The 22,754-nt window shown below is 70.3% G+C and carries 18 protein-coding genes; 8 read left to right on the top strand and 10 right to left on the bottom strand.

Annotated features, from left to right (window positions below; genetic code table 11):
• Positions 1-21 precede the first annotated feature (21 nt).
• From ACSDR0_RS36635 to ACSDR0_RS36615, 5 genes are all read left to right on the top strand, one after another.
• Complete coding sequence (locus ACSDR0_RS36635) at positions 22-771, top strand: formylglycine-generating enzyme family protein (RefSeq protein WP_435293538.1); 750 nt, start codon at positions 22-24, stop codon at positions 769-771.
• Positions 768-1,052, top strand: coding sequence for a hypothetical protein (locus tag ACSDR0_RS36630; protein WP_435293537.1), 285 nt, complete (start codon positions 768-770; stop codon positions 1,050-1,052). The genes ACSDR0_RS36635 and ACSDR0_RS36630 overlap by 4 nt, the downstream gene beginning before the upstream one ends.
• Before the next feature lie 435 nt (positions 1,053-1,487).
• Positions 1,488-2,264, top strand: a complete 777-nt coding sequence (locus ACSDR0_RS36625) for a hypothetical protein (protein ID WP_435293536.1) — start codon at positions 1,488-1,490, stop codon at positions 2,262-2,264.
• 460 nt (positions 2,265-2,724) lie between these two features.
• Entirely contained in the window at positions 2,725-2,994 is a 270-nt protein-coding gene (locus tag ACSDR0_RS36620) for a hypothetical protein (protein WP_362698125.1), read from the top strand.
• Positions 2,987-3,427, top strand: coding sequence for a hypothetical protein (locus ACSDR0_RS36615; protein ID WP_435293535.1), 441 nt, complete (start codon positions 2,987-2,989; stop codon positions 3,425-3,427). Before ACSDR0_RS36620 ends, ACSDR0_RS36615 begins: the two co-directional genes overlap by 8 nt.
• A gap of 336 nt (positions 3,428-3,763) precedes the next feature.
• Here ACSDR0_RS36615 and ACSDR0_RS36610 read toward each other — a convergent pair whose 3' ends face one another.
• Positions 3,764-4,279, bottom strand: coding sequence for a hypothetical protein (locus ACSDR0_RS36610; protein ID WP_435293534.1), 516 nt, complete (start codon positions 4,277-4,279; stop codon positions 3,764-3,766).
• Positions 4,280-4,399: 120 nt separating this feature from the next.
• The gene (locus ACSDR0_RS36605; RefSeq protein ID WP_435293533.1) at positions 4,400-5,734 is read right to left on the bottom strand and encodes a hypothetical protein; all 1,335 of its coding nucleotides are present in this window, start codon (positions 5,732-5,734) and stop codon (positions 4,400-4,402) included.
• A 271-nt stretch (positions 5,735-6,005) separates the two neighbouring features.
• Between ACSDR0_RS36605 and ACSDR0_RS36600 the strand changes: the two genes are divergently transcribed.
• Together ACSDR0_RS36600 and ACSDR0_RS36595 are read left to right on the top strand one after the other, a co-directional pair.
• On the top strand, positions 6,006-9,851 hold the full coding sequence (locus ACSDR0_RS36600; protein WP_435293532.1) for a S8 family serine peptidase: 3,846 nt from the start codon (positions 6,006-6,008) through the stop codon (positions 9,849-9,851).
• Between the two features lie 547 nt (positions 9,852-10,398).
• Positions 10,399-10,680, top strand: a complete 282-nt coding sequence (locus ACSDR0_RS36595) for a hypothetical protein (protein WP_435293531.1) — start codon at positions 10,399-10,401, stop codon at positions 10,678-10,680.
• Positions 10,681-10,760: 80 nt separating this feature from the next.
• Here ACSDR0_RS36595 and ACSDR0_RS36590 read toward each other — a convergent pair whose 3' ends face one another.
• The 5 genes from ACSDR0_RS36590 to ACSDR0_RS36570 all read right to left on the bottom strand — a co-directional run bounded on the left by ACSDR0_RS36590 (position 10,761) and on the right by ACSDR0_RS36570 (position 16,414).
• Entirely contained in the window at positions 10,761-11,615 is an 855-nt protein-coding gene (locus tag ACSDR0_RS36590; protein WP_435293530.1) for a patatin-like phospholipase family protein, read from the bottom strand.
• Positions 11,616-11,747: 132 nt separating this feature from the next.
• Positions 11,748-13,121, bottom strand: a complete 1,374-nt coding sequence (locus ACSDR0_RS36585) for a serine hydrolase domain-containing protein (protein ID WP_435293529.1) — start codon at positions 13,119-13,121, stop codon at positions 11,748-11,750.
• A gap of 300 nt (positions 13,122-13,421) precedes the next feature.
• The gene (locus ACSDR0_RS36580; protein WP_435293528.1) at positions 13,422-13,931 is read right to left on the bottom strand and encodes a GbsR/MarR family transcriptional regulator; all 510 of its coding nucleotides are present in this window, start codon (positions 13,929-13,931) and stop codon (positions 13,422-13,424) included.
• Between the two features lie 268 nt (positions 13,932-14,199).
• A complete protein-coding gene (locus tag ACSDR0_RS36575) occupies positions 14,200-15,270 on the bottom strand; it encodes a hypothetical protein (protein ID WP_435293527.1) in 1,071 nt (356 codons plus the stop codon).
• A gap of 469 nt (positions 15,271-15,739) precedes the next feature.
• Positions 15,740-16,414 carry an ATP-binding protein gene (locus ACSDR0_RS36570; protein WP_435293526.1) on the bottom strand — a complete coding sequence of 225 codons (675 nt, stop codon included), beginning with the start codon at positions 16,412-16,414 and terminating at the stop codon, positions 15,740-15,742.
• Positions 16,415-16,740: 326 nt separating this feature from the next.
• Between ACSDR0_RS36570 and ACSDR0_RS36565 the strand changes: the two genes are divergently transcribed.
• Positions 16,741-18,351, top strand: coding sequence for a hypothetical protein (locus ACSDR0_RS36565; RefSeq protein ID WP_435293525.1), 1,611 nt, complete (start codon positions 16,741-16,743; stop codon positions 18,349-18,351).
• A 26-nt stretch (positions 18,352-18,377) separates the two neighbouring features.
• Here ACSDR0_RS36565 and ACSDR0_RS36560 read toward each other — a convergent pair whose 3' ends face one another.
• The 3 genes from ACSDR0_RS36560 to ACSDR0_RS36550 form a co-directional block, all read right to left on the bottom strand.
• Positions 18,378-18,956, bottom strand: coding sequence for a GNAT family N-acetyltransferase (locus ACSDR0_RS36560; RefSeq protein ID WP_435293524.1), 579 nt, complete (start codon positions 18,954-18,956; stop codon positions 18,378-18,380).
• A 116-nt stretch (positions 18,957-19,072) separates the two neighbouring features.
• Positions 19,073-20,311 (bottom strand): NAD(P)/FAD-dependent oxidoreductase, encoded by a 1,239-nt coding sequence (locus ACSDR0_RS36555; RefSeq protein WP_435293523.1) that lies wholly within the window; start codon positions 20,309-20,311, stop codon positions 19,073-19,075.
• A 61-nt stretch (positions 20,312-20,372) separates the two neighbouring features.
• Positions 20,373-22,319, bottom strand: coding sequence for an ABC1 kinase family protein (locus ACSDR0_RS36550; protein WP_435293522.1), 1,947 nt, complete (start codon positions 22,317-22,319; stop codon positions 20,373-20,375).
• Positions 22,320-22,754: the final 435 nt, after the last annotated feature.

Raw genomic sequence — 22,754 nt, 5'->3', positions numbered from 1 at the left:
CTCTACCGGCGTTCCCGCCAGGTGCCGCAGGCTCCGGCCGACGACTGCGTCCTGCCCGCGGGCGCGTACCTCGTCGGGCCGAGTCACCACCTGATGCTCCGGCACGTCGAGCGCCCGGTGCGCTTCGACCGCTTCCCCGTCACGGTCGGCCGCTACAACCGCTTCCTGGAGGCCGTACGGGAGCACGGTTCGCAGCAGTGGGACCACACGAACAAGCCACCGGAGTTCTCCCACGAGCCGTGGCAGGAACGCCTCAAGGTGCAGGAGTACTTCACCGACCCGGCGTACGAGAACCATCCGGCGATCTGCGTCAACTACTGGAGCGCCTACGCCTTCGCTCGCTTCGAGGGCAAGCGCCTGCCGACTTCCTTGGAATGGGAGGCCGCCGCGCGGGGTGGTGACGGACGGCTGTTCCCCTGGGGTGACGACATCGACCTGGAGATCGTCAACTGCGCCGACTCGTGGAGCGGACGGCCCCTGATCACGTACGAGGCGTGGCGAGAGGAACTCGACCGGGGGCGGCTCAGCCAGGCCATGCCGGGACCGGTCGACGCGCATCCGGCGAACGTGTCGCCGTTCGGGGTGCGGGAGATGGCCGGGAACGTCTGGGAGATCACCGACACGGTGCTGGAGAACCTCAACGAGGTGGTCATCTGCGGCGGCTCCTACGACAACCCGTACCGGGCGTTGCAGGTCTCCTCCAAGGGGTTGTCCCGGCGCCGGGGATGCAGCAACGCGGTCGGTTTCAGATGCGTCGAGGAGCTCGGATGAGCATCGAGGAGACCGCGGCGGCGAGCGGCCAGCGGTTCGGTCACATCGTCGACCGCATGCCGCTGGGCAGCGGGCACGACGGTCGGCAGGGCACGTACGTGGTCCGCGACATCGAGACCGAGACGCACCACTCCTTCATGTACTCCGACATCGTGACCGAGGGGTTCCGTACAATCCGGACCGGCGAGCGGGTGAGGTTCATGGTCGACCCGGACGATTCGGAACGAGCACGCTATGTCATCCGGCTCGATCTCCCGGACATCGAGGACTACTACCGGTGACCCGGCTGGCGAGACAGGTCGTTGTCGCCGTCTACGAGGCCCGGTTCCCCTCCACACCCGAGTGGGCACCCGGGCCGCTGGTCCTTCAACATCGGCAGATGCGCTCCACCGCCGAGGCGCGCAGCGAGTACTACAGCGACAAGGCCACCCGCGTCCTGTACGGGCGGGACGATCGCCCCCCGCCGCTGGCACGACCCCGTTCACCGTGTCGTCGGCGATGTCGAGGTCTTAGGCGTCGAGGCGCTGCGGGCATCCGACGAGCCGGACGTCTGCGGGCTGGTCGCCATTCACCTGCGGCCCCGGCGAGGGGCGCCCCTGTCGCTGTTGCGCGGCCTGGCTGGTCGCCGGGACGCGCCGCCCGTCGGCTTCGACCCGCAGTCCCTTGTCGAGGGTCAGGCGAAGATCGAGCCCGGACGCCCTTTCACGGTCTGCTTCGTGACCCCTGGTGGCAGAGGACTCCCTCGCCTCTATCGCCAGACCCGATACTGGCGCTGGCCCGCGACACACCAGTGGCTGTGGGCTCTGGCCTCACGCACCACCCTGACGGACTATCCACCCGACCCCCAGAACCTCGAACCGGCCGACAGCGAGATCATCAGGCTCTCCGTCGACTGGCACGCCGCCGTCCTACGCGACGGTGTGGGCGTGATCGGCGTCCGCACCGACGACGGGGCCGAGGATCGGTTCTTCGGGTACGGGGAGTTGTACGTGCGCTCCATCTATCTGGACGCCCTCATGCTCGGCCTGCTCCAGAACCAGGGACTCAGACACCTTGAGGAACACAGTGTGGCCGCGCTCGACTCTCCCCGTCCGGAGGCGATGGCCGAACTGGAACGAGAGGTCGGCTCCTTCCGGCGCCGCCTGTGGGCCCAGCACCTCACCAGCCACGGCATCCCTAATCGGCTCCTGACCGCTTACCAGCGCCAGCACGGCCTCCGTGAACGCTTCGAGCAGATTCTGACCGAGATCAGCGACGCCAACCGGCTCACCCGAGAAGACGAGACCCGCCACGTCAACAGCGCGGTGGTGGTGTTCACACTCATCACCGTCCCGGCCGGAATCGCGCTCGCACTGCTCCAAGTCGTGGAACCGGACAACCCCTGGTTCTACGCCTCCGTCGGTGCGGCCCTCATCGTCCTGACGGCCCTGCTCCTACGCACCCGCTCTGCACGTGTTGCCCTCCGAGCGCTACGGCGTCGCTTCACGGCGTAGGGGAAATGCAAGTTGTCAGAGCAGGTCCGCGAGGGCATCCTGTCTCGTACGCACTCCTCGCCATTTGAAAACGCACAGCGTCTCGATCTTTGCCCTGCTGGAGTTCCTCGGTCCACGCCATCGACTTCTGGCAGCGGTTAGGAACCCCAAGCACGCACGCTTTCCCTGGAGGGTTCCTAACCCCAGACAAACAGTCATGGGGTCAAACCGGACACTTTTCCAACATGGACTTGACTGCTTTTCGCTGTATGGCCAGCTCGCGAACCGTTTCACCCCGGTCTCCGGACCGGTCTCATTGCGGGCTTGTCGGCATGAGCCAGTTTCTCCCACAGCTTCGGTTTCACCCCGGTCTCCGGACCGGTCTCATTGCGGGTTGAGCTTCGCCTGGGCGGCCTCGATCTTCTCCCCGGTCTCATTGCGGCTCCTGCCCAGCCAACACCGTTTAGGTATGATGCCGAGTATGAGCGGAGAGAAGAAGGAACGAATCACGATCACCGTCGACCCCGACGTCGCCAGATACGCCGAACACCTGGTCGCCACCGGCAAAGCAACCAGCGTCGCCGCCGTCTTCAACGACTCCGTCGCCGCCAAACGCATCGCCGACCAGCACGGCCTGGCCCTCCTGCGGGAACGCGCCCGCAGCGCCGACCCCGACCGGGTGGCGCGCATGCGGCGGCACGTGAACCTCCAACTCGCCGAGCAGGGGTTCCCGGCGGCGCCCGGTGAGTGACTTCACCCCCACCCCATACATCCTCGACTCCAGCGTCCTCGTCGATGTCGCCCGCGGTGACGCCGATCTGATCGGCTTCCTGCAGGACTTCGACCAGGCAGGTCACTCCCTGGTCATCCCGTCCCTCACGGCGGCCGGCGCCTTGCTCGACAGCCAGGGCCTCCCGGACGCGCAGGCGCTCCTCACCGGCCTGGCCGCGTTCGAACGCACCACCGTTGCTCCGCTTGACGGCATCCCCCAGGCCGCGAAACTCGCCGCCATGGTGAATCTCATGTCGTCAACCGAGCTCAACTCGTTCGACGCCCACGCGGCCGCGATCGCTGACGTGGCGATCTGCCCGATCCTCACGCTCAAAGCCTCCAAGTGGGCGTGGCTGTCGAGCACCCTGGATGCGCCGCTGCACATCATCGAGATCGCTGACCCAGACCAGTAAGGAGAACATCTCTCACGATCGAGTACTCCGTCGCTCTCACCAGCACGAACGGCAAGCACGGGCTCGAAGCCCGCATGCTTCACCCCGGTCTACGGACCGGTCTCATTGCGGGACGAATCCAGCCAAGACTCGCAAACTGAACAAGTGAGTTTCTCCCCGGTCTCCGGACCGGCCTCATTGTGGGTGGGGCGACACCGTCGAGCGGATGGCCCGGGCCGCGGATTTCATCCCGGTCTTTAAAACTCCTGGCAGAACGAGGTCCGCAGCATCCGAGACCGTGATCAATTGTCGGACCGTTGTGAGGAAGGGTGAGCGGCCACCATGGATCGTCCCCCATCAAAGCCGGCGATGCATCGAGTCGCGACTTCTCCGTCTGGCGGCGACAAGGAGTGCGATAACGCTGACCGCGTAGGCGACGGGAGCCAGAGCCCAGAGCCCTCCGTCCGGGAGCGTGCCGAAGTAGTAGTCCGGTTGGCTGCCGGCGAGCATGTCCGGGGTGGCGTCCGCCGGCGGAAGGGTTATCGGCAGCGCTCCCAGCACGAGACACAGATGGAGCAGGGCCAGGACACCGCAGATCACGCTGGCGGTGCCGATCAGCGTGCGAGATCTTTTCATGGCGGCGACGCCTAGCAGAAGCGGCAGAACGCCGATGACGAAGAGATCGAAAGCTATGAACTCCCGGTTCGAGACTCCGGGGAAGAAAGTGGCGAGCATTGCCAAAGGCAGGGGAGGGGAGGACCGTTCGCCCTCCGTCGTAGCGAGCAACGCCCATGGCACCAGCGAAGCGCCTATCGCCGTTACGAACCACGCCCACGAACCACGGGCCGTTGGCGGACTCTTCCACGTCGGCATCGGAAGATCGTATAGGGCACTTCCAGAGTTGCCCTGGTTTGAGTAGACAGCCCACTCCAAAAACCAATCATGTTCTTAGACGTGGCCGACCTCATTCTGTCAGGAGTGCTCAGGCCGGTCTCATTCGGTTGCCGCCCCGCCCGACTCGTCCGCAACCCCGGGATGGGCTCGACCTCCTCGGTAGCGCCGCAGCAGGGCGGGCAGCCAGGGCGCGACGCCGATGACGAGCAGCAACGCCAGCAGCGGCATGCGCCACCACCACGAGATGGTCGCCGGTGGCGGGGAAGGGATTGACGACACCCAGGGGCGGGCCGTCTTCGACCAGGCCAGGAAGGCATCACCGATGGGGAGCAGACCGAAGACGTATCTCTTGGTCCACGGAGTGTCGATCGGGAGGCCGGCCAGTTCGCCGTAGTTCGCCAACGCCTCGGCGAGGGGGGCGTCGCCGTGGATCTGGGCGGTGCCGAGGGCGACCGCGGTCGCCGAGAGGCTCACGCCGAGTGGGAGGGGGCCGGAGTCGACATCCCCCGGGCCGTCCATGCCGACGGGATACTCGCGTACGGCCGGGCCGATGCCGAGCGGGGAGACGACGTAGTGGTCGCGGAAGCGCCGGTACTGGTCGGCGGCGAAGGCCGGGTCGATCTCGACGAGGAAGCGCTGGCCGAGGCTCTGCGAGCTGCCCCTGGCCACCTCGGCCGGGGCGCCGGTGCCGGGTTCGGCCTCGTGCGGGAGCAGGCCGGTGCGGGGGTCGAGCCGCTGGCGTACCGCCTGGAGCCACCGGTCGGCGGTGCCGGCGAACTTGGGCGGCAGCAGCGTGTCGTGCAGCCGCAGCGACGCCATGGCCACGGTCGAGTCGACCGGCCACGCCTGCCCGTGGTAGGCCTCCAGGTAGGGCGACTCCGACGCGCCGAACGCCTCGCCGAGGGCGGCGGAGTCGTCGGCGAACCGGCGCAGCTCGGCCGGGTCGCGTCGCGTGGACGGTTGCAGGGCGAGCGTCCCGCCGCGCAGCCAGTTGGTCCAGCCCCGGTAGAAGACGCCGTGCGGCGGGGTGAGGTCCGGGCTGAACGGGGCGCGGCCGGACGGCGATTCCAGCTTCGCCAGCGCCCAGCGCGCTTCGCGCAGCGCCGCCGACCGCTCGCCATCCGGTGCGCGCATGCCGAGCTCGACCCAGCTCAGGCCGTACAGCGCGTGCAGGAAGAAGTATCCCTCGGGGAACAGGCCCTGCGCCTGGTCACCGGCGCCGCCGTCGAGCGCCGCGCGCAGGAACGTCAGCTGCCGCCGGACCCCGGGCGGCTCGTCGGTCGTGCCCGCGGTGGCGGGCACGACGAGCCGTACCGCGCCCAGCAGCGCGCAGACGCTGACCGCGACGGCGACCACCCGCCGCAGCACCCGGCCCACCCTCGGACGCGTTCTCGGGGGCGGTGTCACCTGCGCTGCGGAGGGCGGCTTGAGCATCTGTTGATCTTAGTTAGACGCACGGCCAGGTACGTGGCCAAGTGGGCAAACGGACAATCAGGTGGACGCTTCGCCGGGGTGACCGCCCATGTTCCGGGACATCGTTCCAGGACGTCCGGTCGCGCCGTCTGTGGTTTCCCCGGCCGCCATCCCCCTGTCGGGATTACGACATGTCCTAAATTAGCCATACAGGATTGTTGATATACGCCCGTTTTATCCCGAATCATGGCCCCTGATCTTTTTGTACCATAGCCACTTCGGGAGAAACTCCTTGCACGGCACTCCCCCACGGAGGCACGGGCTGCTCGCCCTCGCCTCCGCGCTCACGGTTCTCCTCGCGGCCTCGCCGGTGTCGGCCTCTGCCGCTGCCGTCACCGGATCCGCCGGCACGACAACGAAAGCCTTCGCGCGAACGTCCGCGACCGCCTCCGCGAACGCTCCCGGGGACACCCCGGCGAAGCTCGCTGTCGAGGCCGCAGCCGGGACCCAGTTCACCGTCACCCTGATCACCGGGGACAAGGTCACGCTCGCGCGGGTGGCCGGTGTCCTGTCCGTCGTGTCGATCACGGGCCCGGACGGCGGGCGCGTCGGCGCCCGGGTCAGCACCGTTGACGACCACATCTACGTATATCCCGACTCGGCCGTGCGATACGTCGGCGCCGGGCTCCTCGACGAGGGACTGTTCGACGTCACGCGGCTCGTCGCGGACGGCTACGACGACGCGCACAGCGACCACCTCCCCCTGATCGTCACCTACACCGACGACGCGGTGGGCAGGCGCGCCGAGAAGGTGCCGTCCGGGGCGGAGAAGGTCCGCGCGCTCAGCAGCATCCAGGGCGCCGCGCTGTCCGCCGACCGTGACGGCACGGCGGGCTTCTGGACCTCGCTCACCGGCTCGGCCCCGGGGGCGGAGTCGCGTACCGCGACGACCGCTCCCTCCCTCACCTCGGGGATCGCCAAGGTCTGGCTCGACGGCAAGGTCAAGGCGAATCTGGCCGACACCGTCGCGCAGACCGGCGCCCCCCAGGTGTGGGCGGCAGGGAACACCGGCGAGGGGGTGAAGGTCGCCGTCCTCGACACCGGGGTCGACGCCGACCACCCCGACCTCAAGGACCGGGTCAAGAACACCGCCACCTTCGTCCCCGGCGAGGACGTCAAGGACCACCACGGCCACGGCACGCACGTGGCCTCGACGATCGCCGGTACCGGCGCCGCCTCCGCGGGCCTGGAGAAGGGCGTCGCCCCGGGCGCGGACCTGCTGGTCGGCAAGGTCCTGGACAACCTGGGAAGCGGCCAGGACTCCTGGATCATCGCGGGCATGGAGTGGGCCGCCCGCGACCAGCGCGCCAAGATCGTCAGCATGAGCCTCGGCGGCGGGCCCACGGACGGCACCGACCCGCTCAGCCAGGCCGTCAACGAGCTCAGCGCCGAGACCGGCGCGCTGTTCACCATCGCGGCCGGCAACGCGGGCCCCGACGAGAGCACGGTCAGCGCGCCGAGCACCGCGGACGCCGCGCTGTCGGTGGCCGCGGTGAGCGTCGCCCCGAAGGGCACGGCGCTGGCGCCGTTCTCCAGCCGGGGCCCCCGCGTGGAGGACTACGGGCTCAAGCCGGAGATCTCCGCGCCGGGCGTGGACGTGCTGGCGGCCAGGTCGCAGTACGCCACCGAGGGCGAGGGCTCGTACCAGACGATGAGCGGCACCTCGATGGCCACCCCGCACGTCGCGGGAGCGGCGGCCCTGCTGTCGAAGACCCACCCCGAATGGACCGGGCAGCAGCTCAAGGACGCCCTGGTCAGCAGTAGCAAGCTGCTGCAGCAGTTCAGCGCCTACCAGGTCGGTGGCGGCATGCTCGACGTCGCGGCGGCCACGCGGAACACCGTCTTCGCCACCGCCACCGCCCACGTCAAGGTCCGGTGGCCCTACGCCCCCGGACAGAAGGGCGAGCGGCCGGTCACCTACACCAACATCGGGGAGAACCCGGTCACCCTCGACCTCGCGGTCACCGGCGGGGCACCCGAGGGCCTGTTCGACCTGTCCGCGGCTCAGGTCACGGTTCCGGCGCGCGGCACCGCCACGGTGAACGTGATCCTGAACGTCGACCAGGCCGAGCTCGACGGCCACCTCAGTGCACGGCTCGACGCGAGGGACGCCGAGGGCACCCTGCTGGCCCACACCGCGATCGGCTTCTACAAGGAGGGCGAGCGGGCGAAGCTCACCGTGCACGCCAAGGACCGCGCGGGCAAGCCCCTCGCCGGAGACCTGCTGATCACCCGGGACCTGCCCGACGGTCACCAGACGTTCGAGTACTACGGGGTCGACCCGTCCGGCACCGCCGAGCTGCGGCTGCCGACCGGCGACTACGCCCTCTGGATGTGGGGCGACGTGGAAGGTGTCAACGGCGCGTACTCCCTGGGCAGGGTCCTGCTCAGCAAGCCGAAGATCTCCCTCACCGGTGACACGCAGATCACCCTGGACGCCTCCACCGCGCGCCAGGTCAAATCCGTCCTGCCGCCCGGCAGGGACCAGGCGCGGACCACGACGCTGGCCAGGATGGACTTCTACCGGGGCTTCGGCAACGGCGCCGTGGCCGACGCCTATCTCCTCGGCGTGCAGCACGACAGCCTCTGGGTACAGCCCACCGGCGAGAAGGTCACCGACGGGAAGCTGACGTTCGCCGCGCGCTGGCGCGACGAGCAGCCCCGCCTGGCGGTCTCCTCGGAGACGCACGACTTCGACGACCTGCTGATCCAGACCCGTTCCAAGCCGCTGCCCGAGGGACGCTGGATCTACGGCTCGGTCTTCGCCGGTGAGGGATCCGCGGCGGAGTTCGCCAAGGTCAGGGCATCGGGCAAGGTCGCCGTGGTGCGGTGGAGCGAGTCCGTCACGCCGGAGGCACAGGCCGACGCCGCCGCGAAGGCCGGGGCGAAGCTCCTGCTGATCGTCAACCCCGGTCGCGGCCGGCTCGACGCCTGGGACGCGGTGCAGACCGACGCCCCGCTGGCCGTGGCGTCGATCACCCGCGACGAGGGCGAGCAGCTCATCACCCGCCTTCAGCGCGGCTCGGTGCCGCTGCGCGTGGTCTCCCACCCGACCGTCGCCTACCTCTACGACCTCGTCCACAAGTGGGAGGGGGCCATCCCCGCCGACCCGACCTACCGGCCCCGCAAGGACGACCTGGCCCGCGTCGACGTCTCGCTCGACAACTACAGGCAGGACGCGGCCGTGGAGATCCGCATCGATCTCCAGGACGGCCTGCGCTCCGGGTTCAGCGGCTACACCAGCGCGCTGCCGGCGCAGAGCAGGCGCACCGACTGGGTCTCCACGGACGACTCCGTCCGCTGGCACGAGTCGCTCTACGTCATCCCGGACGAGACCCAGCAGCGCTCGGACATCCTCACCTACCGGGGAGGCACGACCAGCGAGGTGCGGTGGCTCGGCCCGATCCAGCGCCCGCGGATGAACGGGGCGTCCCTGCTCCCGACCCGCGCGGGCGACGGGCTGGTCGTCATCGTGCCCTCCTGGGGAGACTCGGGTGGCAGCCACGCGGGTGAGGCGCTCTTCAACCCGGACGCCACGCAGACCCTCTCGCTCTACCAGGGCGACACCCTCCTGGAGCAGGCGAAGACCGAGCGGCTCGACCGGACGCTGATGCTGGCGCCGATCGTCAGCCCCGACCGGCTTCCCTACCGGCTGGTCAACGAGGCGTCCCGCAGCGCCTCGGTGTATCCGTACTCGACCCGCACCCTGACCGAGTGGAACTTCACCACGGGGTACGTCGAGAGCAACTCGACCAGGGACCTGCCGCTGATCCAGCTCGACTACGACGTCGACGTGGACCGGGCGGGCCGGGCCGACCGCCGGGCCGAGCTGACCGTCACCCCGCTGCACCTGGCGACGGCGGTGGACTCGGGCCGGATCGGCACCGTCACCCTGGACGTCTCCTACGACGACGGCGCCACCTGGAGCAGGGCGAGCCTCGACCACGACAAGAAGGGCTGGGCGACGAAGCTGCGTGCCCCGGGCAACGCCCGCACGGTCACCCTGCGCGCCGGCGCCCGGGACAGCGCGGGCAACAGCATCAGCCAGACCATCGTGCGGGCCTTCGGGCTGAGGTAACCGGAAACGGACGAGCCCGGCGGGCCCGACGGCAACGGATCGGTCGGCCGGATCGGTCGGCCAGCCGGATCGGCTGGCCGGTTCCTCGCCGGGCTCGGTGCGAAAGCGCCCGGATCCGCCCGCGTGCCGGGTAAGTCCGGGCGTACGTGTACACGCTCCAGACGCACCGTGGCAGGGCCCTGCCAGGCGGCGGGGCCCTGTCGGGTGAACGGGTTTTGCCGGGTGAACGGGCCTGTCGGGTGGAGGGCATGCCCCTCGTACGCGGCGAGGCCGGGAGCGAGGCTGTTCCGCTCCGGTCTCCGGACGGGACCGGCTCAGGCGGCTCGTGGCCGATGAGGAAAGTTTCATTTCATTCTTCGGATCCGGTCTCATCGCGGCACGCTCAACGAGCTGGAAACGGATCGTTCCATCCCGGCCTCACGCTGCGACCCCATTATCAAAAGACCTTATTAGCCCTTTCGGGCCTCCTTTGCCGTCCTCTTACGAGAGAAGTGAATATTCCATTCAATGAGGGGCGGCGATGATCGTACTTCGGAGGGGTCTTCCCATGGGAATTCGTATGCGCACGCTGTCGGCGGGACTTTTCGCGGTGGTCGCCTTCGCGTTCACCGGTGGTGTGGCGACAGCCGCGTCGGCTGGCCAGGGCGCCGGCGACACGAGCCTCAGCGCGATGGACTACTGGCAGTACCACGGCCACCACCAGACCCACGGCGAGTGCGTCGCCGTGGGCGAGGAGTATCTGTGGCCCCACAATCCCGGCGGGGCCGATGACTACGAATGCCTGGCATCCGGCGGCGGCTGGAACCTTTGGTTGATCTTCGGGAGCTGATCACGAAAGCACGGGTGCCGGCGGCGCGAACCTTCTCGCGGGCCCGAGCGAGCGCGCCTCCGCCCACTCCACGCCTGGGTCTAACCGGTCGTTCGCCACACGTCGGCCACGAGTCCGGCCGCCTCGGCCGCCTGGGCGCGGCCGGCACGGGCCACGGCGGGACGACGGGCCGGATCGAGCATGTTCCGCGCGCTTGACCCCATCGACCGCCGGGTTTCCTCGTCCGGGGAGATCAGCGCGACGCGCGCGTTCGGCCCCAGTTCGGCGACCTGGTCCGCCACGGCGGGCATCGGCCCGCCCCCGCGTGTCACCGGCGCCAGCACCACCACCCGCTCGTAGCCCGCCGCCAGATCCGCGTTCGCCGCCGAACGCATCCCGCCGTCGATATGACGACGGCCACGGACGGTCGCGGGCGGCCGGACTCCGGGGGTGGACGCGCTGGCCGCCACCGCGTCCACCAGATCGACACCGCTCGCCGCGTCGAATGTCACGAACTCTCCTGACTTCGCGTCCACGGTGGTGATCACCAGCCTGCGCTCCGGCCATGTGACGACGCCCCCGAGCCACCGGACGATCTCCGCCCGCCGTTCGGCCTCCGACGGGGTCCTGGCGGCGAGTGCCATCCTGCCCATCCGTACCCGGAACTCCGCCGGATCGCCGGCCCGGATCGTGGTCCACACCAGCCGGGTCAGGTACAGGTGGGGAATGCGCGGCTTCGCCTCCCCGCCGGGTGGCCTCAGCTGGGCCGCGTACCGCTGCTCCAGATCGAGGCCCGACAGGAGTTGCACGCCCACGACGGCTCCGGCTGAGGTCCCGACGACGAGGTCCGCCTGCCCCAGGTCGACGCCCGACTCGGCCAGGCCCGTGAGCATGCCCAGTTCCCAGGCGATTCCGGTGATGCCTCCGCCGCCCAGCACCAGCGCCCTGCTCCCCATCGCGCCCCCTTCCAACGTGGAGATTGGATACGCGTATTCATTCTGCGGCGATTTATAAAAAGTCGGCGGATTCCTGTCCGCAGAATTCGGCTTCTCGGCCGGGGCGGGGCGGCATGGGAGCCGGGCCGGGATTCAGGCGACCTTGGGTGTGACGCGCATGCCGATGTACACGCATTCGGTGCCGTCGGTCAGGGTGGAGAAGACCACGGGAATGTGGTCCTCACCGAAGGAGGGGCCGCCCGAGGCGGCGAAGACGGTTTCCGACACCGGCAGCAGGTCCATTTCCAGGGGCGGGGAGAAGTCCTTCATGCCGTCGACGAACTCGTACCGGATGTGCGCGCCGTCGTCGTCCTGGGTGACGGTGGTGACGACGCCCTCGCGCCGGTAGGTGCCCACCAGCCGGGTCATGTCCACCGCGGGCGGGTTCGCCGCCGGTCCGAAGGCGTCCGGCATGCGCACCCCGGCCAGCTCGTCCAGCAGTTCCCGGAACAGGTCGGCGTACAGCCCGCCGGTGCGGCCGCCGTTGGCCAGCAGGACGACGGCCACCCCCGCGTGCGGGATGACGCGCAAGTAGGAGTACTGGCCGATCGCGGCGCCGTCGTGGCCGTAACCTGGGACGCCGTCCCAGTCGTACAGGGTCCAGCCCAGGCCCCAGCCGTCGGCGCTGACGGTCCACTTGTCCGGGCTGTCGACCACGCGCCGCCGCATCTCCGCGACGGCGTCGGCGGACAGGACGCGGGTGCCGTCGGGGGCGACGCCGCCGTCCAGATGCGCCCGCGCGAACCGGGCGACGTCGCCCGCGGAGATGATGACCCTGCCGTACGGCCCGGCGGAGCGCGGCATCAGGTCCCAGGCCGGGGCCGGGTCGGGGTCGGCTCCCGGCTCCCCCAGGTGGCTCATGGCCACGCGGAACCGCAGCGCCTCCTCGGGCAGCGTCATCGAGTGCTCCAGCCCGAGCGGGGTGAGGAGTCGCTCCTTCAGCGCCTGGTCCCAGGTCAGACCGGTCAGCACCTCGACGACGCGGCCCAGCACGGCGTACCCGACGCTGCTGTACGACAGCGCCGTGCCGGGCCGGCAGTCCAGGGCCACCTGCCTGGCGGCCTCGACGTACTTGGTCAGGCAGTCGTCGCCGCGACCGGAGTCATAGGTGAAGTCGCAGGTCAGCCCGCCGGTGTGACTGAGCAGCCGGCGAATCGTGATCGCGTTGGTGGCCTCCGGGTCCGGGGTGGCGAACTCCGGCAGCACGCTCACGACGGGCGTGTCGAGGTCCAGCTCGCCGGAGTCGACCAGCTGCATCACCAGCGTGGCGGTGTAGACCTTGGCGAGCGAGCCGGACAGGAACACCGAGTCGGTCGTCACCTCCACCCCGGTCGCCCGGTGCAGCACACCGCTGGCCAGTTCGTGGACGTTCCCGTCGACCAGTACGGCCAGCGACGCCCCGGGCACACGGTGGGCGGCGCGAAGCTCGTCGAGCCGGGCCTGCCAGCGGGCGGAGTCGAAAGTCATGGGGGATCTCCTCAGTTCTGATGCCGGGCTTCGAATGCCGGGCTTCGAATGCCGGGCGAGGCGTCCACCGGTCGAAGGGGAACGCGAGCCGGGGCATGCGGACGACACCGGTGCCGTCGGAGCACCGGCTGGAAAGCTGGAAAGGGGGAACCGCCCTCAGGGACGGCCTGACGGAGTTCGGGGTAGGGAATCGCCCTCGGGAGACGGCCCGGTGACGCTTCGTCGTAACCCCGAGGGGGATGACCCTCGTGGCTCCGGGTTGAGGAGGACCGCCCTCGCGGACGGTCCGGTGACGTCGAGCTAGGGCCGGCTCGCCCCGGCGTCGTCGGGCAGCTCACCGGAGGCGCGCAGGGCGTCGCGGCGCTCGCGCCACTCGGCCGCGAGCGCGGGCATCCGCTCGACGAGGAACTCGGCGAAGGCGGCCCCCTCCAGGAGACGTGCCCGGCGGGCCGCGGGCGCCTCGTCCAGCACCTTGAGGCCCTGGCGCGCGAGCGCGCCGAGCGAGACGTACTCCGAGGGCTTGTCGACCATCCTCAGCCAGATCGCGGGATGGATGCTGACGCGGTCCACGCGTTCACCGGCGGCGCGTGAGCGCTGGATCCAGGACCACTCCTCAAGCATGGAGACGGCGCCACTGACGGCGGTGCGGCTGGCCCGCAGCGCCTCGCTGAGCTCGGCGATGGTCTGCTGCGGCGGATCGCAGATGAGGAGCCATCCTGCCACCCGGCCGGTCATCGGGGGCAGGCCGTTCTGCCGTGCGAAGTGGCGGCCGACCTCGTCGGCGTAGGCAAGCTCGGCCTCGTAGTCCATATAGCCGACATTACCCATATAACTGAAATAACGCAAATATCTGACATTTGAGATGCGGTTGGCTTGTCGTCTCAGACTTGTGGACGGCCACGGCGAGCCGATGCGACCGCGATCGGCCCAGGTCAGCTCGGTCGGCCCTGCCCCTGTCTCGTGCCGTACGGCGAGCGAGCGGCCCGCCCGACCGCTCTCGCCCTGCCCGACCTGCCCGACCTGCTCCGCCCGACCGGTCCTGCCCTCCGGTTCCCCCGGCCCGGTTCCCGCCGGTTCCTCAACCGCCGAAAGCGGGGTATCCCGGCAGCGGGGGGACGTCCCAGCCTCCGGCCACCTCCCGGAGCAGCAGCCGCATCGTCTCCGAGAAGGCCGGGAACTCCTCCAGGGTGCTCGCCGTCTCCCAGCGGTATCTCAGCAGCTGCCGCAGCGTCGGGACAGGACGCCGGAACCGGTGCGCCGGCCTGTCCTCCGCCACGCGCGGGATCAGGTCGGCCGTCATGTACACCGTCCAGAGCGCGACCGCCCGCCGGATCCCGGGCTGCCATATCTCGTCCCTGACCAGCTCCGGGTACGCCTCGACGACCTCCGCGCGGTAGGTCTCCTCGATCCTCTCCGCCAGCCCCGCGGGCAGCGTGAAGACGCACCAGCAGGTGGCGAAGGGCATCCGGCAGTACGCGGCCGTCATGAAGACCGGCTGGTAGCAGGCCGACTCGAAGTCGATGAGCCGCAGGCCGTCCGGGGTGAGCAGGTTGTTGTCCGGGCAGGTGTCGCCGGGAGTGAAGGCGAGATACTCGTCCGCGCCCGTCGTCGCGATCCGTTCCAGTTCCCCGGCCAGCTCCGGCGGTGCCTCGACCCCGATCCCGGCGAGCGCCGAGGGGAACTCGGCCGCGTACCGGGCGAGCCACGGCTCCTCGTCCCAGGAGGGCACGCCCAGGCCGTACCGGGCCGACAGGGCGGCCAGGTCGGCGCGCCGGTGAACCGAAGCGGCGGACAGCCGCCCGAGCCCGCGCGCCCAGGCCGACAGGCCGTCCAGGGCAGCCTGCGGATCGTCGCCGAGCAGCACGTCCGCCAGTGTCGGCGCGGACCCCAGGTCCTCCATCACCAGCAGCGGGACCGAGGCGTCCACGCCCAGCAGCTCGGGACCGGCCAGCTCCAGCGAGAGCCCGGCCGCCTCCGCGGTGAAGGCGCGCAGGCCTTTGGAATCCGTACCGAAGCTCTTGACGACGACGCTGCCGCCCGCGGCCGTCCGGCAGCGCAGGACGACGCTGCGCGGGTTGCCCCCGAGGTCGACCGGATCGGACAGCTCGGCACCCACAACTTCACTCGCGGCGCGCAGGATCGTATCCATCCCGGCATTCTGCCCTTCGCGAGCAGGGTGGCGGGCTCCGGCGGCCGCAGCCGAACCTCAGGGTCGTTTCCTGAGGGGGTGCGAGGAGCACGGGCCGCCGAGGGCCACCGCGCTCTGCCCCACCTGGCCGGATGGGCCCGCGGGGCGGCGCAGGCGCTGCGGCGCCGGTGGCCGGACGCGAACGCGGACCCGACGGGGTATCCCCCCGTATGCCCCACGCAGGTGAGATACCCGTCGTTACCGTCACGGGTAGCGGAAGCGGACACGGTGACGCCGACACTGACGGACACAGTGACGGTGACGGACGCGATGACGGACGCGGAGGCGGGTGACGTCGATGCCTCGAACGACCGGGACCGTACGACGAGCATCCCGGTGGGACGGAGCCACTGGCTTCCGGACGATTCCCAAGGAATCACACATGGCGAGATGACGGGGCGGGCCGGCGCGGGAAGGAAGGCATCCGGGATCACCCCCGCGCCACGCGGCCCCTGGAGTACGCGTACGGCCGCGAGGGCGCCTCGGCCGGGCCGTGCCAGGCGGGCGGCAGGGCCCAGCGGCCGAAGACGACCTTTCCGCCGTTCGGTGAGCGGTAGTGACCCCACTCGTCGGTGCACAGGCCGACGAGTCTCAGGCCCCGGCCGCTCTCATCGTCCTCCCCGGCCTCGGCGACCTCGGGCGAGCCTTCGCAGCTGTCCCAGACCTCCGCGAACAGGCCCTCGGTGGTGAGGCGCAGTCGCAGGAGGATCGGATACGGGCCGGCGGTTCGCGCGCGGGCGCAGGCGGGCGGGCAGGCGGAGGTGTGCGGGCAGGTGTAGCCGTACGGGATGGGCGGGACGGCGGTGGCCTTGACGGCGTTGGTGGTCATCTCGGAGACGACCAGGACGCAGAGGTCGGACAGCCCTTCCAGGCCCCACGCCCGCAGTTGCGCGCGCGTGAAGTCGCGCGCCCGGGAGGCCGCGGCCGGCTGCGCCGCCAGCCGCAACTCGTTCGCGTCCAGGAAGTCCTGGGAGTCCCGAGAGTCCAGGAAGTCCAGGAAGTCCGGGGAGTCCGGGGAGTCCGGGGACAGGTGGTCGGCGGCGTCCAGATCAGGGTGAAACGGTGAGTGCATCGGTCCCGGCCGTTCGACGGGGAGCACGGTCATTGATGGCTCCAGGGAGTTCAACGGAGGTTCGGTCACGCGCCCCCGGCGCAGTTGGGGACGCCCCCGCCCGAGCGGTGAGACCACGCGAATCTGACGGCTCCGGCGTTGTCCTCCACCCTGCTGCACGGAGCGTGCTGGAAACAGGTGACGACACCGAGTCTGTTCGTCACTCTCGGGCGTCAAGTCGCCCCGCAGAGCGATGGCGCGACAGGAAGCGGTGATCTGGTCGCCGATTCCTGCACTCGGCAGTCACCGAACGTGATCGACCAGTAACGTTCGGCCCGAAGAATCGCCGCCGGAGAAACCCGCCGGGAGGGGCCGAGCCGATGCCACGTGCACCGCGCAGCGTCAAACAGCAGATGGACGCTTTCAGCGCTGAGCTTCGCGAACATGGTTTCACGTGGGCCGAGGTCGCCGCCGAGTTCATGCGACGCTGGCACCTGAACTCCCGTCAGGGCTTCCGTGAGGCGCATCGCCTGACACAAGCCAAGGTCTGTCATCTATGGAACGAGTACTGGCCGAACGAGCCGCTGACGACCCGAAAACTCGGGTCGTGGGAAGCGTGGCCCGGCCCCACCGGCAACGAGCCGCCGATCGCCGGCCTCAACCGGCTGGCCCGCATCTACCAGTGCCGCACCGCCGACCTGGTCGACGGTGAAGATCACCGCGATGCCGACGAGCACAACACGCCGGCCGTCCGCTCCCGTGGACGGGCACTGGTGGCGGCCGGGGCGGCGGGCAGCCTCGGCCCCGAGGACATCCAGGGGGTGCTGGCGGCCATGCCCGCCCTGCCCACGGGCCCCGTCCCGTTCGGGACCTCGCGCGACGAGGAGTACGACGCCCTGGTGCAGGCGCTCGCCCAGTGGGCGGCGAGCATGAAACGACGCGACGTCCTGGCCCTGATCAGGGCCGCCGCCGCCGCGGCCGCGGCCTCTCCGCTGCTGGCCAGGCTCAACGACGACGAGCTCGACCGGCTCGCCCTGATCGCCGCCGAACCGTCCCGGGTGGACGAGGCCACCGTCGACCACATCGACGCCGTGCTGCACCACTGCATGCGCCAGGAGGACAGCCTCGGCCCCCAGTCGGTACTGGGGACCGTGCTCGCCCAGCACCACCTGGTGCGGTCGCTGATCCCGGCCGCGTCGACCGGAGAGGTACGCGAGCGGCTGCTGTCGCTGCTGGCCAACATCTGCCGGTTCACCGCCTGGGTGCTGTTCAACCTCAACGACTTCAACGGGGCGAACCACTACTACGAGCAGGCCAAACTGGCCGCGCACCAGGCCGACGACGACGCGATGAACAGCTTCGTCCTGGCCAACTGGTCGCAGCTGGCGACCTGGCGGGGCGATCCCCGCCAAGGCGTCGAGCACGCGCTGGGGGCTCTGGCCTGGGGGCAGCGCGCCAACAGCAAGCTGCTGGTGTCGTACGCCTGCGACGTGGGGGCCCGCGCCTATTCGGCGGTGTTGCGCCGCTCGGCCAAGAGCGACCGCCACAACGACCATGCCCGGTGCATGACCAGCCTCGACCAGGCCCGCCGCGAGCTGGGTCACGCGGGCGAGGGCGACGTGGGGGCCAAGTTGCTCTATTTCTACGGTGACGGGCAGTATCTGTCGACCAAGACCAAGTGCCTGCTGGACATGGGCGACGCCCAGACCGCGGTCGAGATGGCCTCCCGGTCCCTGGCCCGGATCGACCCGGCGTTCGTCCGCAACATGGCGTTCAGCCGCCTGGACCTGGCGCGCGGGCACCTGCGGCTGCGCTCCATCGACGAGGCGTGCGAGCAGATCGGCGAGGCCGCCCGCCTCACCTGCAGGAACACCTCGCCGCGGCTGGCCCGCTCGGTGGTGGAGGTCCGCGAGACGCTGAATCCGTGGGCGAGGACCCGGCAGGTCGCCGCCCTGGACGAGAAGCTGCACGCCTTCCAGCTCATCGCCTGACGGCCGGCCTTGCCCCTCACGATCGATCAGCGCGCCCTGGGCATCTCCTCCAGCACCATGATGTCGAAGACCGGGGCGGGGATCGGCGGGTCCATCAGCTTGTGGGACACCTTCCGCCATCCCCACCTCCGGTAGATCTCCCGGGTCCTTACGGCCTTGGGCTGCACCGCGAGCGTGGCCCGCTCGGCCCCGGATCCCGACAGCAGCTCGTCGTGGATCCGGTGCCCGGCTCCGGCGCCCCGCCGGTCGGGCAGCACCCCGTAGTCGATGACGGCGAACGTCCTGGTCCCGGTCTCGGCCGCGAACTCCTCGTCGACCGGCTCCGCCAGCGTGTTCCACCACAGGGTGCCGGCCGGCAGCAGGTATCCGTACCCGAACCCGATGAACTCCGGCCCGGACCGCGCGGTGGTCAGCCGGAACCCGGGCCGGTCGACCAGCTTGGGGAAGTAGGAGCGCTGGTTGGCGAACTCCGCGGCGTTTCCGTCGAACGGAGGCAGCGAGAACACCGCCTCGTACAGATCACAGATCGTCCCGGCCAGCGCCAGTGCCTCCCGGTGGCCGTGCGTCTCTACGGTCATCTCGTCGGTGGGGGTCGTGTCGGTCATTCCCGCCTCCTCGCTTCCGTCGCGCCGCCCTCCCCTGGGAAGGCTCCTTACCCGTGGACGGGTGGGTTAGCCGCCCGGTTCCTTCGGAGAGGGCGAGAGTGAGGGGCGGGAGCGGGTCAGCCCTTCGCGAGGCCGGCCAGCGGCACGGAGAGGTCGGCGAGCCGGTCGGGGTCGACGGTCGCGCCGCCGCGGATCAGCTCCTGCGCCGGCGAGATGCCCTCGTCCCACTGGTTGACGTGCATGCCGGCCACGACGCGTCCGCCGGCGAGCCAGAAGGCGTGGAAGGCGCCCGACTCCTGGTCCCCCCGGATGACCACGGAGTCGTAGCCGCCGGGCGCGAACCAGCCGGAGAACTCCATGCCGACGTCGTACTGGTCGGTGAAGAAGTACGGCGGCCTGTCGTAGACCACCTTCTGCCCGAGCATGGCCTTGGCCGCGGCCACTCCCCCGTTGAGGGCGTTGGCCCAGTGCTCGACGCGGATGCGGGTGCCGTACAGGGGGTTGAACGCGTTGGCCACGTCACCGGCGGCGTAGACGTCGGGGTCGTCGGTGCGGAGGGACTCGTCGACGAGGATCCCGTTGTCCACGGCCAGGCCCGCCCGCTCGGCGAGTTCGGTGTTGGGGCTGACGCCGACACCGACGATCACGATGTCGGCCGGGAGCTCCTCCCCGTCGTGGGTGGCGACCGCGCGGACGTGCCCGGCGCCGAGGATCCCGGTCACCTCGCGGCCGAGCCGTACGTCGACGCCGTGGCGCCGGTGCACGCCGGCGAAGAAGGCGCCCAGCTCGGGGCCGAGCGCGGCGTGCAGCGGCACCGCCCTCGGCTCGACGACGGTCACCTCGCAGCCGTACTCCCTGGCGGCCGCGGCGGTCTCCAGCCCGATCCAGCCCGCGCCGACGACGACCACCCTCCTGCCGCCGTCGCGGACGGCCTCGCGCAGCCGCTCCGAGTCGCCGAGGTCGCGGAGGTAGTGCACACCGTCCAGGTCGGTGCCGGGTACGTCGAGGCGGCGCGGGGAGGAGCCGGGGACGAGCAGCAGCTTGTCGTACCGGAGGCGATTCCCGTCGTCGAGTTCCACGTGGTGCGCGGCCCGGTCGAGGGACGTCGCGCGTCGCCCGAGCAGTGTTTCCACGGAGTTGGCGGCGTACCAGCCCTCGTCGTGAACGTAGAGCTTGGCCTTCTCCTCCTTGCCGAGCAGGTAGCCCTTGGAGAGCGGGGGCCTCTCGTAGGGAGGCTCGGTCTCGGCGCCGATCAGCGTGATCGCGCCCTCGAAGCCCTCGTCGCGCAGGGACTCCGCCGCCTTGGCACCCGCCAGGCCCGCTCCGACGATGACGAAACTCTGCTCGGTAGTCATGGGTTCCTTCCTACTCCGATTCCCCCAACGGTTCCAACGATCGCGGGAAGCGGCGGGCCGTTCACCCGTTCCTCCGGAAGATGACCACCAGTACCCGCAGTCCCAGGATGGCGCTGACGAGCAGGAGGTTGTAGCCGATGAGCTGGTGGAGCCCGACCCCCGGGGTGACGCGCGGGCCGGTGTCGGCCCCGAGCAGCAGCGCGGCCATGAGACCCGTGGTGGCCGCCAGCACGGTGAGCAGCACCTGGTGGAGCATCCCGGTGACGTGCCGCCGGTCGCGCTCGTCGGAGAAGAGGCGCACGTTCAGGCTGAAGCGCCCGTGCTCGGCCGCGTCGGCGATCCGCTCGATCCGGCGGGGCAGGCGGCGCATCATGGGAAGCAGGCCGAGCACCTCCCGGGTGACCTCGTCCCGTACCCGCTGGTGGTCGGGGCGTTCGGTGAGGTGACGGAGCGCGAACGCGCGTGCCTCGGCGACGATGTCGAACCCGGGGGCCAGCCGGGCGAGCGTGCCCTCGATCGTCGCCAGGGCCCGGAACACCGCGGCCACCTCGGGCGGGAGGGACAGGCCGTGCGAGGAGACGATCCGGAAGAGCCTGCCGAACATCTGCACGTCCGGAGGGGTGCCGGCGAGCAGGTGCCGGGCCATGAACCGGCCGAGCTCGCGTTCCAGCTCCCGCTCGTCGATCTCGTCCGGCCGCGGCACCACCTCCAGCAGGGCGTCGCTCACCCCGAGCGGGTCCCCCCGGTCCATCGCGCCGAGCAGGCGCCCCAGCGAGTCGCGCAGCGAGCCGTCGAGCCGCCCCACCGAGCCGAAGTCGAGCAGTGCCAGGCGCCCGTCGGCGAGGAACATGAGGTTGCCCGGGTGGGGGTCGGCGTGGAACACCCCGTGCAGCATGATCTGGCGCAGCAACGTGTCGAGCAGGGTCCTGGCGAGCTCCTGCCCGGCCTGCCCGCCGGGCGCGGCGGCCCCCAGCGGGGTGCCGTCCAGCCACTCCATGACGAGCACCCGCCGCCCGGACTGCTTCGGGTACGGCATCGGCACGTGGACCGGCTCGCCCGCGGAGACCGCCGCCACGGCGGCCATGTTGCCGGCCTCGATCCGGAAGTCGAGTTCCTCCCGCAGCGCGTCGGCGAACCCCCTGGACAGGGCGGCGACACCGAACGCGCGCCCCCACCGGGTACGCCGTTCGAGCGAGTGGGCGAGGCGGTCGATGATGTCGAGATCCTGCTCGACCACGGTGGCGATCCCCGGGCGCTGGACCTTGACCACCACCTCCTCGCCCGTCCGCAGCCGGGCGCGGTAGACCTGCGCGATCGAGGCGGCGGCGAGCGGTTCGCGGTCGAAGCCGGTGAAGGTCTCCTCCACCGGTCCGCCCAGCTCGGCCACGAGCACCGGCTCGATCTCCGTCCACGGCGCCGAGGCCGCGCCGTCCTGCAGCAGGCGCAGTTCCTCGACGAACTCCACCGGCAGCAGGTCGCTCCGGGTGGACAGGATCTGGCCCAGTTTCACGAACGTGACCCCGCCGTCGTCGAGGGCCTCGCGCAGCGACCTGGCCAGCCGGGCCCTGCTGGAGGGCGCGCCGAGGTCGGGGTCCCGGCCGCGCAGGTACGGTCCGAGACCGTGCCGTACGAGGATGCGCGTGATGCGGAGGTAGCGGCGCGAGCGGATCAGGTGACGGCGCAGCCCCCCGGCCAGTTCCAGCGGTCCCGGCAGCGATCCGGACGGTATCAGGGCCTCGGCGATCACCAGGGGTACCAGCCCGGCGAGCAGGGCGCAGACCACGGCGAGGATGAAGAACCAGATCGGGGTGACACCGGGGTCGTCCGGGGCCACCGTTCCCGCGAACGCCTTCATGAGCGGTCCGGCGATCAGGACCACGAAGGTCCCGGCCAGCAGCGTGCGGACGATCCCGAACCGCAGGTCGAGCAGGCGCCGCGCGGCCACCGTGAACGCGGTCACCAGGACCAGCACACCGATCACGAGCGTCAGGGTCGTTAGAAGGTCCACATTCGTTCCGTTCGCTCCGTCAGGTACGCCGTCGTGTTCGTCGTGTTCGTTATGTTCGTCGCGGGGTGGGATCCAGCGCCCCGGCCGTGGCCCGGCGATGCCCTCGCCCCATGGGTCCATGACGCGCGGTGGCAGGACGGGCAGCATGATCGACGGCGAACAGACCAGATGACCCGCTTCGAGGACAAAGGGGTTCCGGGCAGGCCGAGGCGGCCTGCCCGGAACCGGTCCGGTACGGAACGCTCCCGGGGCGGACGACGACAGGGCGGGACGCGGTCCATGACATTCCGACACGCGAATCCGTAATAGTGCACCTTGGGGGTTGAGTGTGCATTCCTGCGCAGAAGGAAGTGTCGGCGGTTTCTAGTGTTCGTGGTGTCCGAACGGCAACACCCCTCCACCGCACAGGAGCATGACGATGAGCACCACGCGCGC

This window comes from Streptosporangium sp. G11 (genome assembly GCF_051192615.1).
Lineage (GTDB): Bacteria > Actinomycetota > Actinomycetes > Streptosporangiales > Streptosporangiaceae > Streptosporangium.
This window is presented reverse-complemented; position numbering and strand designations above follow the sequence as displayed.

Bases quoted from the DNA above. Each gene is read 5' to 3' on its own strand.
- ACSDR0_RS36630 (WP_435293537.1), top strand. From the start codon at position 768: ATGAGCATCGAGGAGACCGCGGCGGCGAGCGGCCAGCGGTTCGGTCAC.
- ACSDR0_RS36610 (WP_435293534.1), bottom strand. From the start codon at position 4,279: ATGCCGACGTGGAAGAGTCCGCCAACGGCCCGTGGTTCGTGGGCGTGG.
- ACSDR0_RS36565 (WP_435293525.1), top strand. From the start codon at position 16,741: ATGCCACGTGCACCGCGCAGCGTCAAACAGCAGATGGACGCTTTCAGC.
- ACSDR0_RS36585 (WP_435293529.1), bottom strand. From the start codon at position 13,121: ATGACTTTCGACTCCGCCCGCTGGCAGGCCCGGCTCGACGAGCTTCGC.
- ACSDR0_RS36590 (WP_435293530.1), bottom strand. From the start codon at position 11,615: ATGGGGAGCAGGGCGCTGGTGCTGGGCGGCGGAGGCATCACCGGAATC.
- ACSDR0_RS36560 (WP_435293524.1), bottom strand. From the start codon at position 18,956: ATGACCGACACGACCCCCACCGACGAGATGACCGTAGAGACGCACGGC.
- ACSDR0_RS36570 (WP_435293526.1), bottom strand. From the start codon at position 16,414: ATGACCGTGCTCCCCGTCGAACGGCCGGGACCGATGCACTCACCGTTT.
- ACSDR0_RS36555 (WP_435293523.1), bottom strand. From the start codon at position 20,311: ATGACTACCGAGCAGAGTTTCGTCATCGTCGGAGCGGGCCTGGCGGGT.
- ACSDR0_RS36575 (WP_435293527.1), bottom strand. From the start codon at position 15,270: ATGGATACGATCCTGCGCGCCGCGAGTGAAGTTGTGGGTGCCGAGCTG.
- ACSDR0_RS36620 (WP_362698125.1), top strand. From the start codon at position 2,725: ATGAGCGGAGAGAAGAAGGAACGAATCACGATCACCGTCGACCCCGAC.
- ACSDR0_RS36605 (WP_435293533.1), bottom strand. From the start codon at position 5,734: ATGCTCAAGCCGCCCTCCGCAGCGCAGGTGACACCGCCCCCGAGAACG.
- ACSDR0_RS36580 (WP_435293528.1), bottom strand. From the start codon at position 13,931: ATGGACTACGAGGCCGAGCTTGCCTACGCCGACGAGGTCGGCCGCCAC.
- ACSDR0_RS36595 (WP_435293531.1), top strand. From the start codon at position 10,399: ATGGGAATTCGTATGCGCACGCTGTCGGCGGGACTTTTCGCGGTGGTC.